The 17815-nt window shown below is 56.8% G+C and carries 13 protein-coding genes, 1 tRNA gene, 3 pseudogenes and 1 riboswitch; of the genes and pseudogenes, 2 read left to right on the top strand and 15 right to left on the bottom strand.

Annotated features, from left to right (window positions below; all coding sequences use genetic code 11):
* Positions 1–119 precede the first annotated feature (119 nt).
* The 7 genes and pseudogenes from LC094_RS09850 to LC094_RS21650 form a co-directional block, all read right to left on the bottom strand.
* A complete protein-coding gene (locus LC094_RS09850; RefSeq protein ID WP_226552419.1) occupies positions 120–1163 on the bottom strand; it encodes an ABC transporter substrate-binding protein in 1044 nt (347 codons plus the stop codon).
* A gap of 19 nt (positions 1164–1182) precedes the next feature.
* On the bottom strand, positions 1183–1980 hold the full coding sequence (locus tag LC094_RS09845; protein ID WP_226552417.1) for an ABC transporter permease: 798 nt from the start codon (positions 1978–1980) through the stop codon (positions 1183–1185).
* On the bottom strand, positions 1977–2870 hold the full coding sequence (locus LC094_RS09840; protein ID WP_226552416.1) for an ABC transporter permease: 894 nt from the start codon (positions 2868–2870) through the stop codon (positions 1977–1979). The genes LC094_RS09845 and LC094_RS09840 overlap by 4 nt, the downstream gene beginning before the upstream one ends.
* Entirely contained in the window at positions 2867–4030 is a 1164-nt protein-coding gene (locus tag LC094_RS09835; RefSeq protein ID WP_319003288.1) for an ABC transporter ATP-binding protein, read from the bottom strand. Before LC094_RS09835 ends, LC094_RS09840 begins: the two co-directional genes overlap by 4 nt.
* 666 nt (positions 4031–4696) lie before the next feature.
* Positions 4697–5257 (bottom strand): annotated as a pseudogene (locus LC094_RS21685) (transposase).
* Positions 5258–5348: 91 nt separating this feature from the next.
* Positions 5349–5516: pseudogene (locus LC094_RS09825) on the bottom strand (IS6 family transposase); the annotation flags it as partial.
* A gap of 150 nt (positions 5517–5666) precedes the next feature.
* Entirely contained in the window at positions 5667–6569 is a 903-nt protein-coding gene (locus LC094_RS21650) for a helix-turn-helix transcriptional regulator (protein WP_319003287.1), read from the bottom strand.
* Positions 6570–6792: 223 nt separating this feature from the next.
* Here LC094_RS21650 and LC094_RS09815 point away from each other — a divergent pair, with 223 nt between their 5' ends.
* Positions 6793–7443, top strand: coding sequence for a TorF family putative porin (locus LC094_RS09815; RefSeq protein ID WP_226552414.1), 651 nt, complete (start codon positions 6793–6795; stop codon positions 7441–7443).
* 204 nt (positions 7444–7647) lie between these two features.
* Here LC094_RS09815 and LC094_RS09810 read toward each other — a convergent pair.
* From LC094_RS09810 to gltX, 8 genes and pseudogenes are all read right to left on the bottom strand, one after another.
* Positions 7648–9043, bottom strand: a pseudogene (locus LC094_RS09810) (IS3 family transposase).
* Positions 9044–9688: 645 nt separating this feature from the next.
* Positions 9689–10390 carry a recombinase family protein gene (locus LC094_RS09805; protein ID WP_226552412.1) on the bottom strand — a complete coding sequence of 234 codons (702 nt, stop codon included), beginning with the start codon at positions 10388–10390 and terminating at the stop codon, positions 9689–9691.
* A 39-nt stretch (positions 10391–10429) separates the two neighbouring features.
* A tRNA-Ala gene (locus tag LC094_RS09800) sits at positions 10430–10505 on the bottom strand.
* A 170-nt stretch (positions 10506–10675) separates the two neighbouring features.
* Positions 10676–11137 carry a thioredoxin TrxC gene (gene trxC, locus LC094_RS09795; protein WP_226552410.1) on the bottom strand — a complete coding sequence of 154 codons (462 nt, stop codon included), beginning with the start codon at positions 11135–11137 and terminating at the stop codon, positions 10676–10678.
* A 100-nt stretch (positions 11138–11237) separates the two neighbouring features.
* Positions 11238–14084 carry an aminomethyl-transferring glycine dehydrogenase gene (gene gcvP / locus LC094_RS09790; RefSeq protein WP_226552407.1) on the bottom strand — a complete coding sequence of 949 codons (2847 nt, stop codon included), beginning with the start codon at positions 14082–14084 and terminating at the stop codon, positions 11238–11240.
* Between the two features lie 12 nt (positions 14085–14096).
* Positions 14097–14456, bottom strand: a complete 360-nt coding sequence (gene gcvH / locus LC094_RS09785; RefSeq protein WP_219786678.1) for a glycine cleavage system protein GcvH — start codon at positions 14454–14456, stop codon at positions 14097–14099.
* Between the two features lie 32 nt (positions 14457–14488).
* Positions 14489–15628, bottom strand: a complete 1140-nt coding sequence (gene gcvT, locus LC094_RS09780; RefSeq protein WP_226552405.1) for a glycine cleavage system aminomethyltransferase GcvT — start codon at positions 15626–15628, stop codon at positions 14489–14491.
* Between the two features lie 132 nt (positions 15629–15760).
* A riboswitch (glycine riboswitch) is annotated at positions 15761–15844 on the bottom strand.
* A 139-nt stretch (positions 15845–15983) separates the two neighbouring features.
* Positions 15984–17306 (bottom strand): glutamate--tRNA ligase, encoded by a 1323-nt coding sequence (gene gltX / locus LC094_RS09775; RefSeq protein WP_226552403.1) that lies wholly within the window; start codon positions 17304–17306, stop codon positions 15984–15986.
* A gap of 81 nt (positions 17307–17387) precedes the next feature.
* Between gltX and LC094_RS09770 the strand changes: the two genes are divergently transcribed.
* Positions 17388–17804, top strand: a complete 417-nt coding sequence (locus tag LC094_RS09770) for a metallopeptidase family protein (RefSeq protein ID WP_226552401.1) — start codon at positions 17388–17390, stop codon at positions 17802–17804.
* Positions 17805–17815 lie beyond the last annotated feature (11 nt).

The following is a 17815-nucleotide window of genomic DNA, read 5'->3' as shown; positions in this document are numbered from 1 at the left end:
GTCGAGAAAACAAGCACACCCTTTCCTGGGTATTTTTTGATTTGATCTCCAAACCTCATCCACCCGATTTATCTCAAGCGCACAACTCAACTGCACGCTTGAGATATAAATTGGATTTCTTATTCAAGAAGGGTTGTCCAAACGAGATTACGCAAGTCAACCGCCTCTGGAGAGCATGTTTTGCCAAAGATCAAAGGCACATCAGCAGGTGCTGAGAGTTCAGGTTGGCCAATTAAATCTTCAGCCATATAGCCCTCACTTCCTGTCACACCATTTGCATATCCTGCAAAGTTCGACTGCAGTGCAATGTTTTCTGGTCTAAGCACAAACTCAAGAAACGTAATGGCATTCTCGTAGTTTTCAGATCCTTTCGGGACTGCAAGGCTATCAACCCACGCGGGGACTCCTTCCGGAGGATACGCATATTCCAGCGATGGATTCTCCATGCGCGACCTCATCGAATAGCCATTCCAGTTCTGGCTGATCAGGACATCACCAGACACGAGCCTTTCCAAAATTCCCGTAGAACTATAGGTCAAGACGTAAGGCTTCTGCGCCTTCATCAAGTCGAGCACCTTAGTCATTTCCGCCGGATCCTCGCTGCATTGCGGAACGCCAAGTGCAATCTGCGCTTGGAAAATGGCCTCCTCCGCCGAACGGAACATGCCAACTTTACCTTGCAACTCTTCCGGCGGCTGAAACAGAACATCGTAGCTGTTCAGATCACCTTCGAAGACATCAGTGTTAACCGTGAAGGATGTTGTTCCCCATTGCCAAGGGATGGTGTACGCATTTCCCGGATCCCACTCCGGATCCTTGAATTGTTCGGTGATATTCTCATATCCAAGAAGCTCTGGACCATTGATCGGCAAGAGCAGGTTTTCTTCAACTAGGATTGGCACAAACCCTTGCCCCGGCACGACGATGTCGTACCCGGTTCCACCTGCCTGAAGCTTAGCGAGGAGCGTTTCATTAGAGTCGTATGTATCGATCGAGACGCTGATACCGGTTTCGGCCTCAAACTTTTCGATCAACTCAGGGGCGGTATAGTCTGTCCAATTGTAAATAAACAGATCGCCCTCTGCTTGAGCTGCTCCCGAGGCGACCGTGATGGCACCAAAGGAGTAACCCAGGAGTCTTTTTGCAGTTCGTATCTTCATCATGTTGCCCTCTTTCACGTGACTAGCTTGCGGTCTTTCGTCCCAGAAACGCCGAGACGGACACAACGATTACTGAGAATCCTATTAGGATGGTGGATACGGCATTAATCTCGGGGGTGATCCCAACTCGGACGAAGCTATAGATGTAAATCGGGAGTGTGGTTGAACCGGCTTGGGCCAACATGAGCGTGATGATGAAATCATCGAGCGAAATAATAAACGCAAGCATGGCCCCTGAGATGATCCCCGGCATCACGAGCGGTAGAGTAACAAAACGAAGCGTAGCCCACTTGTCTGCATAAAGGTCTCTCGCCGCCATCTCCAAGTTTTCGTCCATGCTTTCCAACCGCGCCTTAATTGGAAGATAGGCAAACGGAATACAGAACACGGTGTGGGCTAAGATAATATTCCCCAACCCCAGCCCGAGACCGATGGTTGAAAAGAAGATCAGCGTTGCTACAGCAGTTACGATTTCCGGAATCATCAACGGAAGTAGCATTGCCCCGTGGAAGGCTTGCTTGCCCTTCATCCGCTTGTTGCGTGCCAACGCCAATGCAGCAGATGTTGCAATCGTCGTTGCCAAGATCGCTGCGAGCGTGGCGATTATTACACTGTTTTGTGTCGCGACCCGAATAGCGTCGTTGGTAAACGCCTTGTGGTACCACTCCAAACTGAACCCGCTCCAGACAGTGGTAGAGCGAGAGGCGTTAAATGAAAACACAACCAGAACAAGGAGCGGCGTATACAGGAACAGGAAAAACAGTGCTGTTAGCCAACTTAGACCCGGCAGCCACCTGATATCACGATCATTTTTCTTCAATGCTGCATCCCTCCCCCGGTCTTTCTAGCGTTCAGAGCAAATATGGTGAGACATACAAGAACGACCGCCATAATCATCATGGCCAGAGCGGACCCATACGGCCAATTTCGACCTGCGGCGAACTGCATTTGCACGAGACTTCCAAGCATCAAATGTTTTCCACCGCCCAAGAGTTCGGGAGCCACAAAAGTACCAAGGCAGGGAATGAACACGAGGATAGATCCAGCCGTAAATCCCGGAGCGGCCAGAGGGATGACAACACTGGTGACGGACCGCCACTTGCTAGCGTATAGGTCGCGAGCCGCTTCAATGAGGCCAGCGTCTAGCCGTTCGAGGGCCGCATAGATCGGCAAGATCATGAATGGCACATAGGTATACACCAGACCGATGACGACAGATCCCTCGGTGTAAAGAAGTTTCACCGGCGCCTCAGTTAAGTTCGCACTTATTAGGAAGTTGTTCACTAGACCGTTATCTCTAAGAATGATGATCCAAGAGTAGGTTCGAATAAGTAGGTTCGTCCAAAACGGGATGGTTATCAGCAGGAGAAGTGTGTTTCGACGTCGCTTGGGCTGCTGTGCGATATAGTAGGCCACCGGCGCCCCCAGAAGCACGCAGCCCAGGACGGATATCGCAGCAATCTTAACCGACCTGAACGCAATCTCGAGAACGGACGAGTTGAATGTTAAGTCTCCATACAGGTCTTTTTGGAAGAAGAGTTTGACATAGGCGGCCACCGAAACTTGCGGCTCGACCCCACCATAGGGACCTGGCGTGAGAAAGGAAAAAACAAGGATGATGGCCAACGGCAGGACTAAGAACCCGACCAGCATCAGCATCGATGGCATGACACCTGCGTAGGTCACAAGAAGCGCGCGCAAAGACTTCATCGGCTTAGCACCCGAATTGCGTTCGGATCTACGGAGACAGCGACATCCGTGCCCACCTCCGCCAAGGGAGAACCATCTTTTAGGTTTTCCGCTTTAAGTGAAATTTCGCTCTGGTCGGCCAAATAAATGCGGTACTCGGTGCTGTCACCCAAATATAAGATATCCTTGACCCGACCGCGCAATCCGCCGGTCAAATCCAGAGATACGGTCGCTTTTTCCGGACGGAAAAAAATTGAGACCTCAGCCCCCTCTGACCTCGCCTCTGTCGTCGGCCCCAACAGGATATCTCCTGTCGACAAGCGGTATCGGGTAAATTCACCATCAACCTTGTCAATTTTTGCATCAAAAAAGTTGGCATCTCCAATAAAGTCAGCAACAAATCGATTTTCTGGATGCTCATAAATCGTTGCCGGGTCCGACACTTGTTGAATGCGCCCATTTGACAGGACAGCGATCCTATCGCTCATTGCAAGTGCTTCCTCTTGGTCGTGCGTGACAAACACAAACGTGATAGAGGTTTCTCTTTGTAGTCGCTTCAACTCGACCCGCATGGACTGCCGAAGTTTGAGATCGAGGGCTGAAAGCGGCTCATCAAGCAACAAGACACGTGGATGAGGGGCAAGAGCACGCGCTAAAGCCACACGCTGCTGCTGCCCACCCGAAAGCTGTTTTGGATAACGCTGCGCGTATTGATCCAACTGCACTAAGTCTAACATTTCCTTTGCAGTCATTTTGGCGTCGCGCTCGGACTTACCTTGACGTCGGAGCCCAAAAGCCACGTTTTCGAGCACCGTCATATGAGGGAATAGAGAGTAGTGTTGGAACACTGTGTTAATTGGACGCTTTTCAGGGGGCAGCGCCGATAGCTCCTCCCCGAACAACTTCAAGTTGCCGCTCGTCACCGTTTCAAAGCCAGCTATGAGCCTTAACAAAGTGGACTTGCCACATCCGGACGGCCCCAACAGTGTGAAGAATTCGTTATCATGCACTTCGAGGTTCGCATTGTGTAATGCGTTTACTGGCGTCTCTCCACTGTAGACCTTACAGAGGTCCGTCATCTCGATTGCAGGTATAACCACGTCTTGTTTGTCCTTCTTTAAATCGGGTTTCGATTCAGGCAGCCGATTTAAAGGCATGTTAGTTGTGGCATTCAGCCTCACTGAATACCTCCGAGAGGGTATGGACCGATTGGTTATGGATTTTGGCGACGCGAGTAAGTCTGCGGGTGTAGGCTTGGCCCCCATCCACTGACGCTGTCCAACGAAACCTCTAGAAACACGAAGGGCGGGCTGGCTACGAAACACAACAGGCCAGAAGTGGGTCGTGTCATGTGTGGACGGCTCCGTTTTCGCAAGGGTTAATTTGATCTGATGGCGATCGTTGCGGGGTGCCGTCATGTGTCCGGCCTGTCGACGCGGCACTTGTGACCGCTGGCCCTTCTGTGGTTGCCGCTCGTAATGCAAGACGTTTCTGAGCCATTTGCGTGTGATTGAGTGCGGTCTTCTGTCAGGCCTTGATGAGCGGTCTATCGAAAGACGCCGGCCGGTATGGTGCTCCGCGGATCAGGTCCAAATCTGATGATCGAGCTCAGATCAGCTCGCGGGCCAGCACTGGTTTTCCTGCTCCAGATCTGTTCGATCCTTTCGCCCATGCAATTCGTCGTTTTCTCACTCTCCCAGCCGCCGGCCTTGGAGTGTCGTTCGGCGCAAATTTTTCACATAGCGACAGCCTCCGCCGGATCCCGACAATCCTCATTTTTCGTCAGCATGGTCCAGATTGCCCGCGCCATCTTGTTCGCCAAAGCAATAGCGATCAACATGCTCGGCTTACTCTCCGGCATCCGCGCCAGCCACGAGCCGAGTGGGTTTGCGTTCCAGCAGGGATCTGACGCAGGCCCAGGTTTGGGTGTCAGTCTCCGCCGCACGTCGCGTCACAGATGTGGCGCCAACGACCAGCAATCGGCGAAGGTACCCATTTCCTATCTTGGACACCCGTCCCAATCGCTCCTTGCCTCCCGATGAATTTTGTCGTGGCACCAGCCCGAGCTAGGCCGCAAACTGGCGGCCGGACTTGCAGACGCTCGGTTCGGGAACACTGGCCGCGAGCGCCATTGCTGTGATGAGGCCTGCGCCCGGGATCGTTTCGAGCCTCTGGCTCGCCTGGCTCTGCCGCTGCCTGGCCATCAGCTGTCGCTTGATCCGCAGGATCTCTTCTGTGAGACTCCCGAGTTGGGCCGCAAGCGATAACAGTGCGGAGCGGGCAAAACTCGGCAGTTCGATGTCATCCGGGTTCTCCAGACGCCCGATGATCTCGACGATCTTTCGGGGCCCTTGGGCCGTGACAATGCCGAACTCCGCGAGATGGGCGCGGATGGCGTTGACGATCATTTCTCTGTCGCATGCGCAAATCCCGCGACCGGTTCGGGACCAAGACAGCCTGTTGTTCCACAGTCTTCACCGGTACATAGCGCATGCTGGGCCGCGCCCCCTCGACGCGGCGCTTTCTGATCTCTGCGGCAAACATCGGTCCAAACCGATGCCACCAGTAGCGAATGGTTTCGTGGCTGACATCCACGCCGCGTTCGTGCAACAGATCCTCGATATTGCGCAATGCCAGAGGGAACCGAACGTAGAGCATGACCTCCAAACGGATGATCTCGGAGCTGGTTTTGAAATACTTGAAAGAAGAGCGTTGGATCATGGGAGGAGGCTACGTGACCGCCCAGCCCTTCTCAAGCTAAGTTCTTCTGACAGTGCCTTTCACGAAAAAGAGCCCTCTACACTAGCGCAACGAAAACTATGTCGGCGCGCGCAGGGTCTCCGAGGGAAGCACGCCAAACATATCGCGATAAGCCGCGGAAAATCTGCCCCAATGGGTGAAGCCGTGATCCATCGCAACCGCCGTCACACTGACCTCACACGGCGCGGCATGATGCAACACTCGGTGGACTGCACTGAGCCGCCAAGCCTGCAACATCGCGTCCAGTCTCAGGCCGGTGACCGCCTGACAAATATGGCGCAAATCGGCGGGTGTGCGTTTACTTACAGCCGCAATGTCGGTGACCGTTAGCATGTCGGCGGGAAGTGAGGAGCAAAGCTCGAACAGATCGCGAAACTGGCGCTCCAAGCCAACGCCGCGGGGGCGCGGGTCTTCGCCGTCGTGGAGCATGGCACTGATCTGATCAAGCGCAAGTTTGGGTGCAAGGGCCAAAAGCTTCTCAGACACATATCCTGCCATTACCCCTTCCAGCAGTGTCAGCGCCCAAGACGAGAGCCCGTAATCGCAATGTGACAAAGTCAGGGCCTCGAGTTTTTCTATTCCGTATTTCTTAAACTCACAGCCCGGCAGACAGATCATCAGATCGTCACATCCCGCCTCCAGAAAAGCGCCATAACACCGCCCCGGCTGATAGAGTTTCGCATTGATATGCCCGGTTCGTTCGCGCGCCGCCGCCAGATCAAAATACAGGTAAACCTGATCTTCGGGCACGGTGAATTCATTTTGGACGGCAAGATTGATCCTCTCGCGCGCCAAGAGCATTCCGGGCAAAGCCAGCCGTGTCACCTGTGCCCGATACGGCCCCACTTGCAAACGCCGGTAGCTCTGCGACCAGCCGGGCAACCACGCCTCCTGCGCGACATCGTCAAAGTAGATCGCGTCGCAGGCGGCGCCATCTCTCAAAAGCGTTTTCCGCTGCATGACCTGCTCCATATCCCCACACCCATAGCCTTGCCGATCCGAGTTCGCGTTCACCCAATGCATAAGAAATGAGCGAGAAATCGGAGGTGCTTGGATAGTCTCACGGGGCTTCGGTTTCCAAAATACCCCCCAAGGGTAAGACCAAGGAACGCCGCCTTTCCCACGAGATGCCCGAGACACAAGACCAAGTGAAAACGCAGGCGGCGCAAGAACAGGGACACTGATGAAAAAAGCCTACACACTGACCGCAATCGCTTCTGCAGCCGCACTGCTCGCAGGATCGGCCTCCGCCGGCACGACCAATGTCGGACTGTCATGGAACAATGACTTTCTTGTTGGCACCAAAAGCCTCAATGACGGCAAACCCGCGCTTCAGGGCTATGCAGAACATTGGTTCGACAACGGATTTTTTGTGGGTGCATGGTTCTCTCAAGTCGACTGGGGTACCGCGGACAAATACGAGATCGATACCTACCTCGGCTATTTCAAAGCCTTCGGCCCGACGACCGTCAATCTCGGACTTGTCGCGTTCAATTACGACGACTACGGCCATGACTATGTTCAGGCTTGGGTCGACTTTGATCACTATTTCACAGAAGACTTCGCGCTCGGGACCAAGATCAAATACGCCTTCGACAACAACTACAATTACGACTGGCGCTATGTTCTGACCTCCGATTACAAGGCCAGCGACAAAACCTCTTTCGCCGCCGAATATCAGATCGACCCGTCCAATGACACGCATGAATGGAAGGTGAGTGCCGCCTATGCGATGACCGATCAGTTCTCTGCGAAAATCACCTATGCAGTCTCCGATTTCGCCAGCGACAAAGTTGGCTTCTCGCTGAACTGGGCGACGTCCTTCGGCGGCTGAGCCCCTCGAAACTTCTGAATATCAGGCTGAACCAGACGCCTCGGCGTCTGGTTTTTTCGTGGCACCTCAAAAAACCACTGTAAAAAACGAGCCCCCAAAGTGGTCAGCCTCACCTGAGTGTTAGTGCATGTGTCCGTCGTCAGATAATTTGGGGCAGTTGGTTGCCTGAACTAAGAGAGGGGCTGGCTCATCCGGTTGGTTTGATTATGCGGCGGAATTGCGGTGAAGCAAGCGTCGCATTTCGATGGTTTTTCGTTTGATCCTCTCTCGTTGTTTTAGAATGGCTTGTCCGCGTCCGAAGTAGACATCGGCGGGCGTGAGGTTATGCAGGCTCTCATGATAGCGCCGGTGGTTGTAATGCTCGACGAAGGCGTCAATTTGGCTGCTGAGTTCGCCGGGCAGGTAATAGTTCTCCAGCAGGATCCGGTTTTTCAGGGTCTGGTGCCACCGCTCGATCTTACCTTGGGTTTGCGGGTGATATGGGGCACCGCGAACATGCTCCATTTTTTGATCTTCCAGCCACTCAGCCAGTTCAACTGAGATGTAACTGGCTCCGTTGTCACTGAGGAGCCGCGGTTTGTGAACGACGGTTGCCTGCTCGCAGCCGGAGGCCTGCAACGCCAGATCCAGCGTGTCGGTGACATCCCCCGCCTTCATCGTGGTGCAGAGTTTCCAGGCGATGATATAGCGACTGTAATCATCCAGGATTGTCGACAGGTAGAACCAGCCCCAACCGATGACCTTCAGATAGGTGAAGTCGGTCTGCCAAAGTTGGTTGGGTCTCGTCGTCTTGTCCTTGAACTCATCGGCGGCGGATAAAACCACGTAAGCCGGGCTTGTGATCAGGTCGTGCTCCTTGAGGACGCGATACACGGAAGACTCTGATACAAAATATTTTTCCGTGTCCGTGAAGCGCACGGCCAGTTCCCGCGGCGACAGTTCGCTTTCCTCCAGCGCCAAGCTAATGACCTTCTTGCGAACAGGCTCGGGAATGCGGTTCCAGACCCGTGACGGCCTCGAACTGCGATCTTCCAGAGCTTCGGGGCCGCCCGATAGATACCGATCATACCCTTTTGACCGGCAGGCGATTTGCAACGCAAATCTGCCGAGAGGGGGCGGTAGAAGGTAGCCCTGGGGATGCCCAGCTTGTCCAAGGTTCGCTTCGTCGGTAAGTGCGACTGCTCGACCAAACGAATGATCTCCAGCTTCTCAGATGCAGGGTATCTCATGCGTCGTCGCCCCCATCCCCGAGAATGCTTTTTTTGAGCAGGCGAAGCTCGAGCGCCTGCTCGGCAACAACTTCTTTGAGTTCGCGAGATTCACGACGCAGGGTTTTGACTTCGGTCGAGTTTGCATCTCGCGCCGTGTCGCCGGCGAGACGCTTCTTGCCGGCCTCGAGGAATTCCTTCGACCAGCTGTAATACAGGCTCTGAGCGATACCTTCCCGGCGACACAGCTCAGAAATGCTGTCCTCACCTTTCAGGCCATCCAACACGATCCTGATCTTCTCTTCCGCTGAATACTGTTTGCGGGTTGCGCGCCGGATGTCTTTGACAACCTTCTCGCCATGGCTCTGTTTGGGGCCGGATTTCTGTCTCATCTTCACTCCTTGGTGGTTACGATGAGCCAGAAATCCTCTCTTATCAAATCGCCCTATGCTGTCCCATTGGCGCTGACGTCACACAGTTACCGACACCGCCGCCACCTTCATGAACGGTGCGGAACTACGCTCCTGGCTGCGCTCGCCCGGCCTCGCGGTCTGGTCGGCGCAACCCGATTGGCCAACTTCTGAGACACAGGCGATGTAGCTCGAATTTATCCAGGAGTTTTCTCCATCGGGCAACCGGACCTGGGCGCAGCGAAATTACCTTGGAAACGTCCAGTGGTTCGCAACATCACCGCCTTCCGGGACACCAGTCAGCCTCTTTCATGGAAACGGCCAACCGCTGGTGCTGTCGCCGGACGGGCGCCGCTCGGCAAGCTACAGCATCCGCTTAACCCGAATGCCCGCGGTCTTCTTCGGGCGAACGTGGCTCAGAACGTTGCCCATCTCGACCTGAGCTATCTCGGCCCCGATGATTTGTGGACCAACTAATGAAGCAATGGCTTCCTTCGCTTCATTATTTTTTCGAACAACTTCTTTCCGCCCATTACGCTGCGGGTTGTTCGAGTGACTGCTCGGCCGACGTCGCTGCGGTTGCCATGCCGCACCACAATTCGCCAGCTTTCCGCTCTTCTCGTCTGATCACTCCCTCTCAGCCAACCATGTTTTCTGCCATAGGTAATAGGCCGATTGGCTGATCGGTGGCCCTTCCAGAACCGCGAGGGTTTTCCATATCTTTGTCCCTTTGTACCCCGCCTCAATCATTTGGATGGCAACAGCTTTTCGCAGATCTGTCATGCTCGGCTTACGCCCCAGACGCTGACCACGGGCCTTGGCCTCTTGCAGTGCGATCTTGGTCCGGTCCGAGAAGCCTTTGCGGTCGAGGCGATTGAGAGCCCTCAGCAAAGTCCTGACTTGAGACTGCCAATCGTTTCGGCTGTCGAATGCCTCATCAAGGCAGCGGATATGAATGCCCAACTCCCGCGCGGCCTCGACCGTGGCGGCGATGCCTTGTGTTGAAAGGTTGAGGTCGCTCAGAGACGGGGCGATCAGTTCCGCGTCTGTACTCAGATCGTGAAGCCAGACGGGCGGTGCATTTGGCTCTTCTGGGTCGGTCGCAAAAATCCGGTCCGTCGGAATGCCTTCCGCTTCAAGCCGTGCAATCGCGAGCTGCCGATCCTCCGCGCTTTGCACACCAGAGATCACGCCATAGCGATTTTCGGACATCGGAGACCTTTCGGAGAGAGCTGAAAACGGAGCGTGTTCGTGTGGGACCTGTGAAGCATCTACTACATCTTGTGCTTTAGAATTTTCTTGACACTTAGATGCGCGTTTATGCTCCAAATATGCACTCTTATGGTCCAATGACACGATTTGGAAAATTGGTGGAGTCGATCGGGATCGAACCGACGACCTCGTCATTGCGAACGACGCGCTCTCCCAACTGAGCTACGACCCCACTTAACGCGTTTTTCTTTTGATCTGAGACAGGAAAAAGAAAAACGCAGTGCAACATACAAGCGTTGCGAGCGCTTCACACCAAATCTGTGACGCAGATTTAATGCGAAACGCTTTCGATTAAAGAATTGGGCATTTCGGGCCGCAAAGTCAAGCGGCCCGCCCCCGGCGTCAGCGCGGCAATTTGCCGTTTTGTTCGACAAAAGCCACAATGTCACGCGCCGGGCGGGCGCCGGCGATGCGGGCCACTTCCTTGCCGCCTTGGTAGAGGATCAGCGCGGGGATGCCGCGAATGCCGTTTTTCATCGACACGTTGGGGTGATCTTCGGTGTTGATCTTGGCAAAGCGCGCGCGGCCCTTAAGCTCCTGCGCCGCTTTCGCGAATTCCGGCGCCATCATTCGGCACGGCCCACACCACGGCGCCCAAAAGTCCACCAGCACCGGCAGATCATCCTTTTTCGACAGCGCCTCAAGCCCCTTAGGGTCGAGTTCTGCCACTTTGCCGGACATCAGCGGCTCACCACAGGTGCCACATTTCGGACCTGCGGTGAGTTTTGCCACGGGAACACGGTTGACTTGACCACAGGTCGGACAGGCCAGTTTCACATCGGTTTTCTCAAGAGCGGCGGCCATGGCCTGCCTCCTTTCACATTCAGACTGCAGAATATATGCAACCTGACACAACTCTGTTCAAGAGGGCGAACTGTCTCTGTTTCGACCTGCGATCACAGCCTCACTCCGCCGCTTCGATATAGCTCTCGGGCGGCGGGCAGAGGCAGATCAGATTGCGGTCGCCATAGGCGTTGTCGACGCGGCCCACAGGCGGCCAATATTTGTCGACGCGGAAGGCGCCCGGCGGGAAGCATCCCTGTTCGCGCGGATAAGGCCGATCCCAGTCGGCGACCAGATCATTGACCGTATGCGGCGCGTGTTTCAGCGGGTTGTTGTCTTGCGGCAGCTCACCCGCCTCGATCTGTGCGATCTCATGACGGATCGACAACATGGCCTCACAGAACCGATCCAACTCGGCCTTGGTCTCGCTCTCCGTCGGCTCGATCATCAAGGTGCCGGGGACAGGGAAGGACATGGTCGGCGCGTGAAACCCGCTGTCGATCAGGCGTTTTGCGATGTCATCGACGGTGACGTCCGTGGTCTTCTCAAAAGCGCGCGGATCGACGATGCACTCATGCGCCACACGACCCTGTTTGCCTTTGTAAAGCACCGGGAAAGCGTCGCTCAGCCGCGCGGCAATGTAGTTGGCGTTCAGGATCGCCACCTTTGTCGCCTGCGTCAGACCCGCGCCGCCCATCAGCATGCAGTACGCCCAGGAGATCGGCAGGATCGAGGCGGAGCCGAAATTCGCCCCCGACACCGGGCCCATATCTCCGGAGCCATCCGGGGCACCGGGAAGGAAGCGGGCAAGGTGCGCTTTGACACCGATCGGCCCCATGCCCGGACCGCCGCCGCCATGCGGTATGCAGAAGGTCTTGTGCAGGTTGAGGTGCGACACGTCGGAGCCGATCTCGCCGGGTTTCGCGAGGCCCACCAAGGCGTTGAGGTTCGCGCCATCGAGATAGACCTGCCCGCCATGGTCATGCGTGATGCGGCAGACCTCTTTCACCGTCTCCTCAAACACGCCATGCGTCGAGGGGTAGGTGATCATGCAGGCGGCGAGTTTATCCCCCGCCGCTTCGGCCTTGGCGCGGAAATCTTCAAGATCAACATCGCCATTTTCGGCGGTTTTCACCACCACGACCTTGAGGCCGACCATCTGCGCGGAGGCCGGGTTGGTGCCATGCGCGGACATCGGAATGAGACAGATATTGCGCCCGCCCTGCCCGTTTGCACGATGGTAAGCCCGAATGGTCAAAAGCCCGGCATATTCGCCCTGCGCGCCGGAATTCGGCTGCATCGACATGGCATCATAGCCGGTGATTTCGCAGAGCTTCGCGCTCAGATCGTCGATCATGTAGCGATAGCCTTCGCTCTGATCCTCCGGCGCGTAGGGGTGAATGGCGTTGAATTCCGGCCAAGTGATCGGCATCATTTCGACGGCCGCGTTGAGCTTCATCGTACAAGACCCAAGCGGGATCATCGCGCGGTCCAATGCCAGATCGCGGTCGGCCAGACGCCGCATATAGCGCATCATTTCGCCCTCGGCACGGTTCATGCCGAAGATCGGATGCTCCAGATAGGCGCTCTCGCGCACAAGCTTTTCCGGGAAACCGAGGCCGGGGAAACCGTTTGGCACCTCCGCCTCATGGCCGAAGGCCCGCCAAACCTTGGAAATCACCTCGTCATCGGCCATTTCGTCCATCGAAATCCCGATCCGATCCTTGCCCACCTTGCGCAGGTTCAGACCTTCGGAAACAGCAGAGCGCAGGATCACGCCCTGCATCGCGCCGACCTCGACCGTGATCGTGTCGTAAAACGCGGCGGGCGAGACTTTGAAGCCTTCGGATTTGAGACCCTCGGCCAGTTTCACCGCCTTGGCGTGAATCTGTTCGCCAATGGCGCGCAAACCCTGCGGCCCGTGGAAGACGGCATAGAAGGACGCCATGACGGCGAGCAAGGCCTGCGCGGTGCAGACGTTCGAGGTCGCCTTTTCACGGCGGATATGTTGTTCACGGGTCTGGAGCGACAGGCGGTAAGCACGGTTGCCGCTGGCATCCACAGACACGCCGACGATGCGGCCGGGCATCGACCGTTTCATCTCGTCCTTGCAGGACATGAAGGCGGCATGCGGTCCACCGAAGCCCATCGGCACACCAAAACGCTGCGCCGAGCCGACGGCAATGTCGGCATCCATCGCGCCCGGTTCCTTGAGCATCGTGAGCGCCATCAGGTCGGTCGCCATGACCGCCACGGCTTTGACCTCATGCAGCGCGGCGATCTGGGCGGTGAAATCCTGCACATCGCCGTAGGTGCCGGGATATTGGAAGATCGCGCCGAAAACATCTGCGGGCACCAAAGCGCGAGGATCGGCGATGATCAGCTCGATCCCCAGAGGAGCCGCGCGGGTTTTCATCACCTCGATGTTCTGCGGATGACAGTTCTCGTCGATGAAAAACGCCTTGGCCTTCGATTTCGCGACGCGCTGCGCCATGGTCATCGCCTCGGCGCAGGCGGTGGCCTCGTCCAAGAGAGACGCGTTAGCGACCGGCAGGCCGGTGAGGTCGCTGACCATGGTCTGGAAGTTCAGCAAAGCCTCCAACCGCCCCTGCGCGATCTCCGGCTGGTAGGGCGTGTAGGCCGTGTACCACGCGGGATTTTCGAGGATATTGCGCTGGATCGCGGGCGGCGTGGCCGTGCCGTAGAAGCCCTGCCCGATCAGAGAGGTCATCACAAGATTGCGTTTGGCCACCTTGCGGATATGGCCCAGAACCTCATGTTCGGTCATCGGCGCCCAGTCGAGCGGCTCCATCTGACGGATCGCCATCGGCACGGTCTCGTCGATCAAGGCATCGAGAGACGTGGCGCCGATCACTTTGAGCATTTCGGCCATCTCGTCGGGAGACGGGCCGATGTGCCGGCGGTTGGCGAAATCATAGGGGTTATAGCTCGACGGGGTATAGGCCACGGTGCGCGTTCCTTACGAGATGAAGTCTTTGTATTCCGCTTCCGACATGAAGTCGTCGAGCGCGGAGAGGTCTTCGATCTTCATTTTAAAGAACCACGCGTCGCCCATCGGGTCCTCGCCGACCTTGCCCGGATCTTCAGTCAGCGGGTCGTTCACCTCGACGATTTCACCGTCCAGAGGTGCCAAAATGTCGGAGGCGGCTTTGACGCTTTCGATCACCACGACCTCATCGTCTTTCGACACGGTGGTGCCTTCCTCGGGCAGTTCGATGAAGACCACATCGCCCAGTTGCTCGGCGGCGTGTTCGGTGATGCCGACAACGATCAGATCGTCCTCGACGCGGAGCCATTCGTGTTCTTCGGTGAATTTGATGTCAGCGGCCATAGTCTTGGTCCCTATAGAGTTTAGCGTTTGTAAGAGGTGGCGTGGAACGGCATCGGAGCGACCGTCACAGGCAGGCGTTTGCCGCGCAGTTCCGCGAAGATTTCGGTGCCGTTTTGGCAGAAAGCGATAGGCAGATAGCCCATAGCAACGGGGCATTGGGCCGAGGGGCCAAAGCCGCCAGAGGTGATTTCGCCGATCTGGTCGTCGCTCTCAGCGGTGGCAAAAAGCGGCGTGCCCTCGCGCATCGGCGCGCGGCCTTGCGGCAGAAGGCCAACGCGTTTGCGCTCTGCGCCGTTATGAAGTTCTGAGAGGATACGATCCGCGCCGGGGAAGCCGCCTTCGCGGGCACCACCGGAGCGGCGCACCTTTTGGATCGCCCAGGCGATATTGCCCTCGACCGGCGAAGTTGTGGCGTCGATGTCATGGCCATAGAGGCAGAGCCCGGCTTCCAGCCGCAGGCTGTCGCGAGCCCCGAGCCCGATGGGGTCGACCTCGTCCATGGCAACCAGTTTTTCGGCGATGTCCGTCGCAAGAGCGGCGGGGATCGAGATTTCAAACCCATCTTCGCCAGTGTAGCCGGAGCGCGAAATCCACCACTCGACGGCATCAACCGTGATGCGCACGGAATCCATGAATTTCAACTCCGTGACCTGCGGCACCAAACGCGCCAGCGCCGCCTCGGCCATCGGGCCTTGCAGCGCCAAAAGCGCGCGGTCGGTGATTTCGGTGACCGTGATATGATCCGGCAGGGCGGCATTCAGATGCGCGATGTCTTCCACCTTACAAGCGGCGTTCACGACCAGAAACAGCCCGTCGCCGGTGTTGGAAATCATCAGATCGTCGAGAATGCCACCCGTCTCATCGATGAAAATCCCATAGCGTTGACGCCCCGGCGCAAGGCCCAGAACATCCACGGGCACGATGCTTTCCAAGGCCAGAGCCAGCGCCTCAACCCCTTCAGGAGAGGTGAGCATCACCTGCCCCATATGCGACACATCGAAAAGCCCCGCGCCCGCCCGCGTGTGCAGGTGCTCTTTCATCACGCCCATGGGATATTGCACCGGCATTTCATAGCCCGCGAACGGCACCATCTTGGCGCCCTGCGCGATGTGAAACTCATAGAGCGGTGTGCGCATGAGCGCCGTCGCCTGATCCGACATTCTATCCCCTTTGCATCTCTGTGGCACCACGACCCTAAGCCGTCGGTGCCGTTTTGATGCCCCCTCTGTCCTATGTGCCTGAGATCGTTATCCCTTCGGCGGAGGTTTCACACCCCTCTCTCCAGAGTCCTTGACCGTGCGAAGGTCCGTTTACCTGAGAGTTTTCCGGGGCGGTTGCTCCTTCGGTAGGGATGTCCCTTCTCCCAACGCACGATTTGCGGCGACATTATGCAAGCGCAAGATTCGGGACAAGCCGAAAATATTTCCGATAGGAAACTTACGACATTTCGACAGTAAAAAGCCGCCATGCGGGCGATCCCGAGGCGGCTTTTTGTGTGATTTTGAACAGAAGCGATTAAAGTGTCGGCTTTTTCTGCATCAGCGGCAGGACGTTGGACATGTCCGGGCCATGCGCCATGCCGGTCACGGCCTTGCGCAGCGGCATGAACAGACCCTTGCCCTTACGGCCCGTCGCCTCTTTCACAGCCGTCGTCCACTCTTTCCAACTGTCCGCCGTGTAGGGCGGCTCGGGCAGCATGGCGAAGGCCTCATTGATGAAGTCCTTGTCCTCATCGTCGACCAGCGGCGCGGCCCCATCGCGGAACAACTCCCACCAGCCTTTCATATCGGCTTTGACAGTGATGTTTTCACGCACGACGGTCCAGAACGGCTCGGCGATTTCCGCAGGCACACCGAGTGCGGCCACGTCGTCCGCGACATCCGCAAAGGGTTTCGCGTGGTTGATCTGCGACGTCAGGGAGAACAGGTCCTGGCTGTCGAATTTCGTGGGTGCTGCGCCGAAGTGCGACAGATCGAAGCCTTCGATCAGCTCCTCCATGGAGGTCCGAAGCTCGACCGGCTGCGACGAGCCGAGACGCGCCATCAGGGACAAAAGCGCCATCGGTTCGACCCCCGCCGCGCGCAAGTCGCGCAAGGACAAAGTGCCGAGACGTTTCGACAGCGCCTCGCCTTGCGGGCCAGTGAGCAAAGAGTGGTGCGCAAAAGACGGGACTGAGCCGCCAAGTGCTTCGATGATCTGAATTTGCGTCGCAGTGTTGGTCACGTGGTCAGAGCCGCGCACGATGTTGGTCACGCCGAAATCGACGTCATCGCAGACGGAGGCCAGCGTGTAGAGGAACTGCCCGTCGGCGCGGATCAGCACCGGATCGGACACGGAGGCCGCATCGATTGAGATGTCGCCCAGAATGCCGTCATTCCACTCGATGCGCTCCTGATCGAGCTTGAAGCGCCAGACACCATCGCCACGCTCGGCCCGCAGCGCGTCTTTTTCGGCCTCAGTGAGCGCCAAAGCGGCCCGGTCGTAAACCGGCGGCTTGCCCATATTGAGCTGTTTCTTGCGCTTCAGGTCCAGTTCGGTCGGCGTCTCAAACGCCTCATAGAAACGGCCTTTCTCGCGCAGCTCATCGGCGGCGGCGTGGTAGCGGTCCAGACGCTCGGATTGCTTTTCGAACCGATCCCAAGTGAAGCCCAGCCATTCGAGATCTTCGAGAATGCCATCGGCATATTCCTGTTTCGAGCGCTCCTGATCCGTATCGTCGAGACGCAGAATGAACTGCCCCCCGGCCTTGCGGGTGATCAGATAGTTGAACAGCGCAGTGCGCAGGTTGCCGACATGAATAAAGCCCGTGGGCGAAGGCGCGAAACGTGTGACGATCATCGTGGGTCTCCTGTTGCGCTTCCTCTTTCATATCGCGACCAAAGAGTCCATATCGGAGCCAGTCCCAACCGGAGGTCAGACATGTCTTCACCGCTTCTTGATGCAACCGCGCCCGATCTCGATGTAATCGAGGACATCGCCCGCGCCACGATGAACGACCTGCCGCCCGCGTTCAAAGTGCTGGCCTCGAATGTGTCGCTCACCGTGATGGATTTCGCACCGGAGGATTTGCTGGCCGAGATTGGCCTCGAAGACCCCTTTGAGCTCACCGGGCTCTATACCGGCATTCCGATGACCGAGAAATCGACGATGGATCAGGCCATGGCGCCCGATACAATCTGGCTGTTTCGTCGGCCCATTCTGGACGAATGGTGCATGCGTGGGAATGTGACGCTGCAGCAGATGGTGTCCCATGTCACCGTGCATGAGTTGGCGCATCATTTCGGCTGGTCGGATGAGGACATCGCCACGATCGACAAATGGTGGGAATACGACTGAGTGCCTCAGCT

Source organism: Celeribacter naphthalenivorans (assembly GCF_020524585.1).
GTDB lineage: Bacteria > Pseudomonadota > Alphaproteobacteria > Rhodobacterales > Rhodobacteraceae > Celeribacter > Celeribacter naphthalenivorans.
The sequence above is the reverse complement of the archived record's forward strand: the minus strand, read 5'-3'. Positions and strand labels throughout refer to the sequence as shown.

What these genes read in the sequence shown, in the direction of transcription:
- LC094_RS09770 (WP_226552401.1), top strand. Translation starts at nt 17,388, where the DNA reads ATGTCTTCACCGCTTCTTGATGCAACCGCGCCCGATCTCGATGTAATC.
- LC094_RS21650 (WP_319003287.1), bottom strand. Translation starts at nt 6,569, where the DNA reads ATGCAGCGGAAAACGCTTTTGAGAGATGGCGCCGCCTGCGACGCGATC.
- LC094_RS09840 (WP_226552416.1), bottom strand. Translation starts at nt 2,870, where the DNA reads ATGAAGTCTTTGCGCGCGCTTCTTGTGACCTACGCAGGTGTCATGCCA.
- LC094_RS09850 (WP_226552419.1), bottom strand. Translation starts at nt 1,163, where the DNA reads ATGATGAAGATACGAACTGCAAAAAGACTCCTGGGTTACTCCTTTGGT.
- gcvT (WP_226552405.1), bottom strand. Translation starts at nt 15,628, where the DNA reads ATGTCGGATCAGGCGACGGCGCTCATGCGCACACCGCTCTATGAGTTT.
- trxC (WP_226552410.1), bottom strand. Translation starts at nt 11,137, where the DNA reads ATGGCCGCCGCTCTTGAGAAAACCGATGTGAAACTGGCCTGTCCGACC.
- LC094_RS09815 (WP_226552414.1), top strand. Translation starts at nt 6,793, where the DNA reads ATGAAAAAAGCCTACACACTGACCGCAATCGCTTCTGCAGCCGCACTG.
- gltX (WP_226552403.1), bottom strand. Translation starts at nt 17,306, where the DNA reads ATGATCGTCACACGTTTCGCGCCTTCGCCCACGGGCTTTATTCATGTC.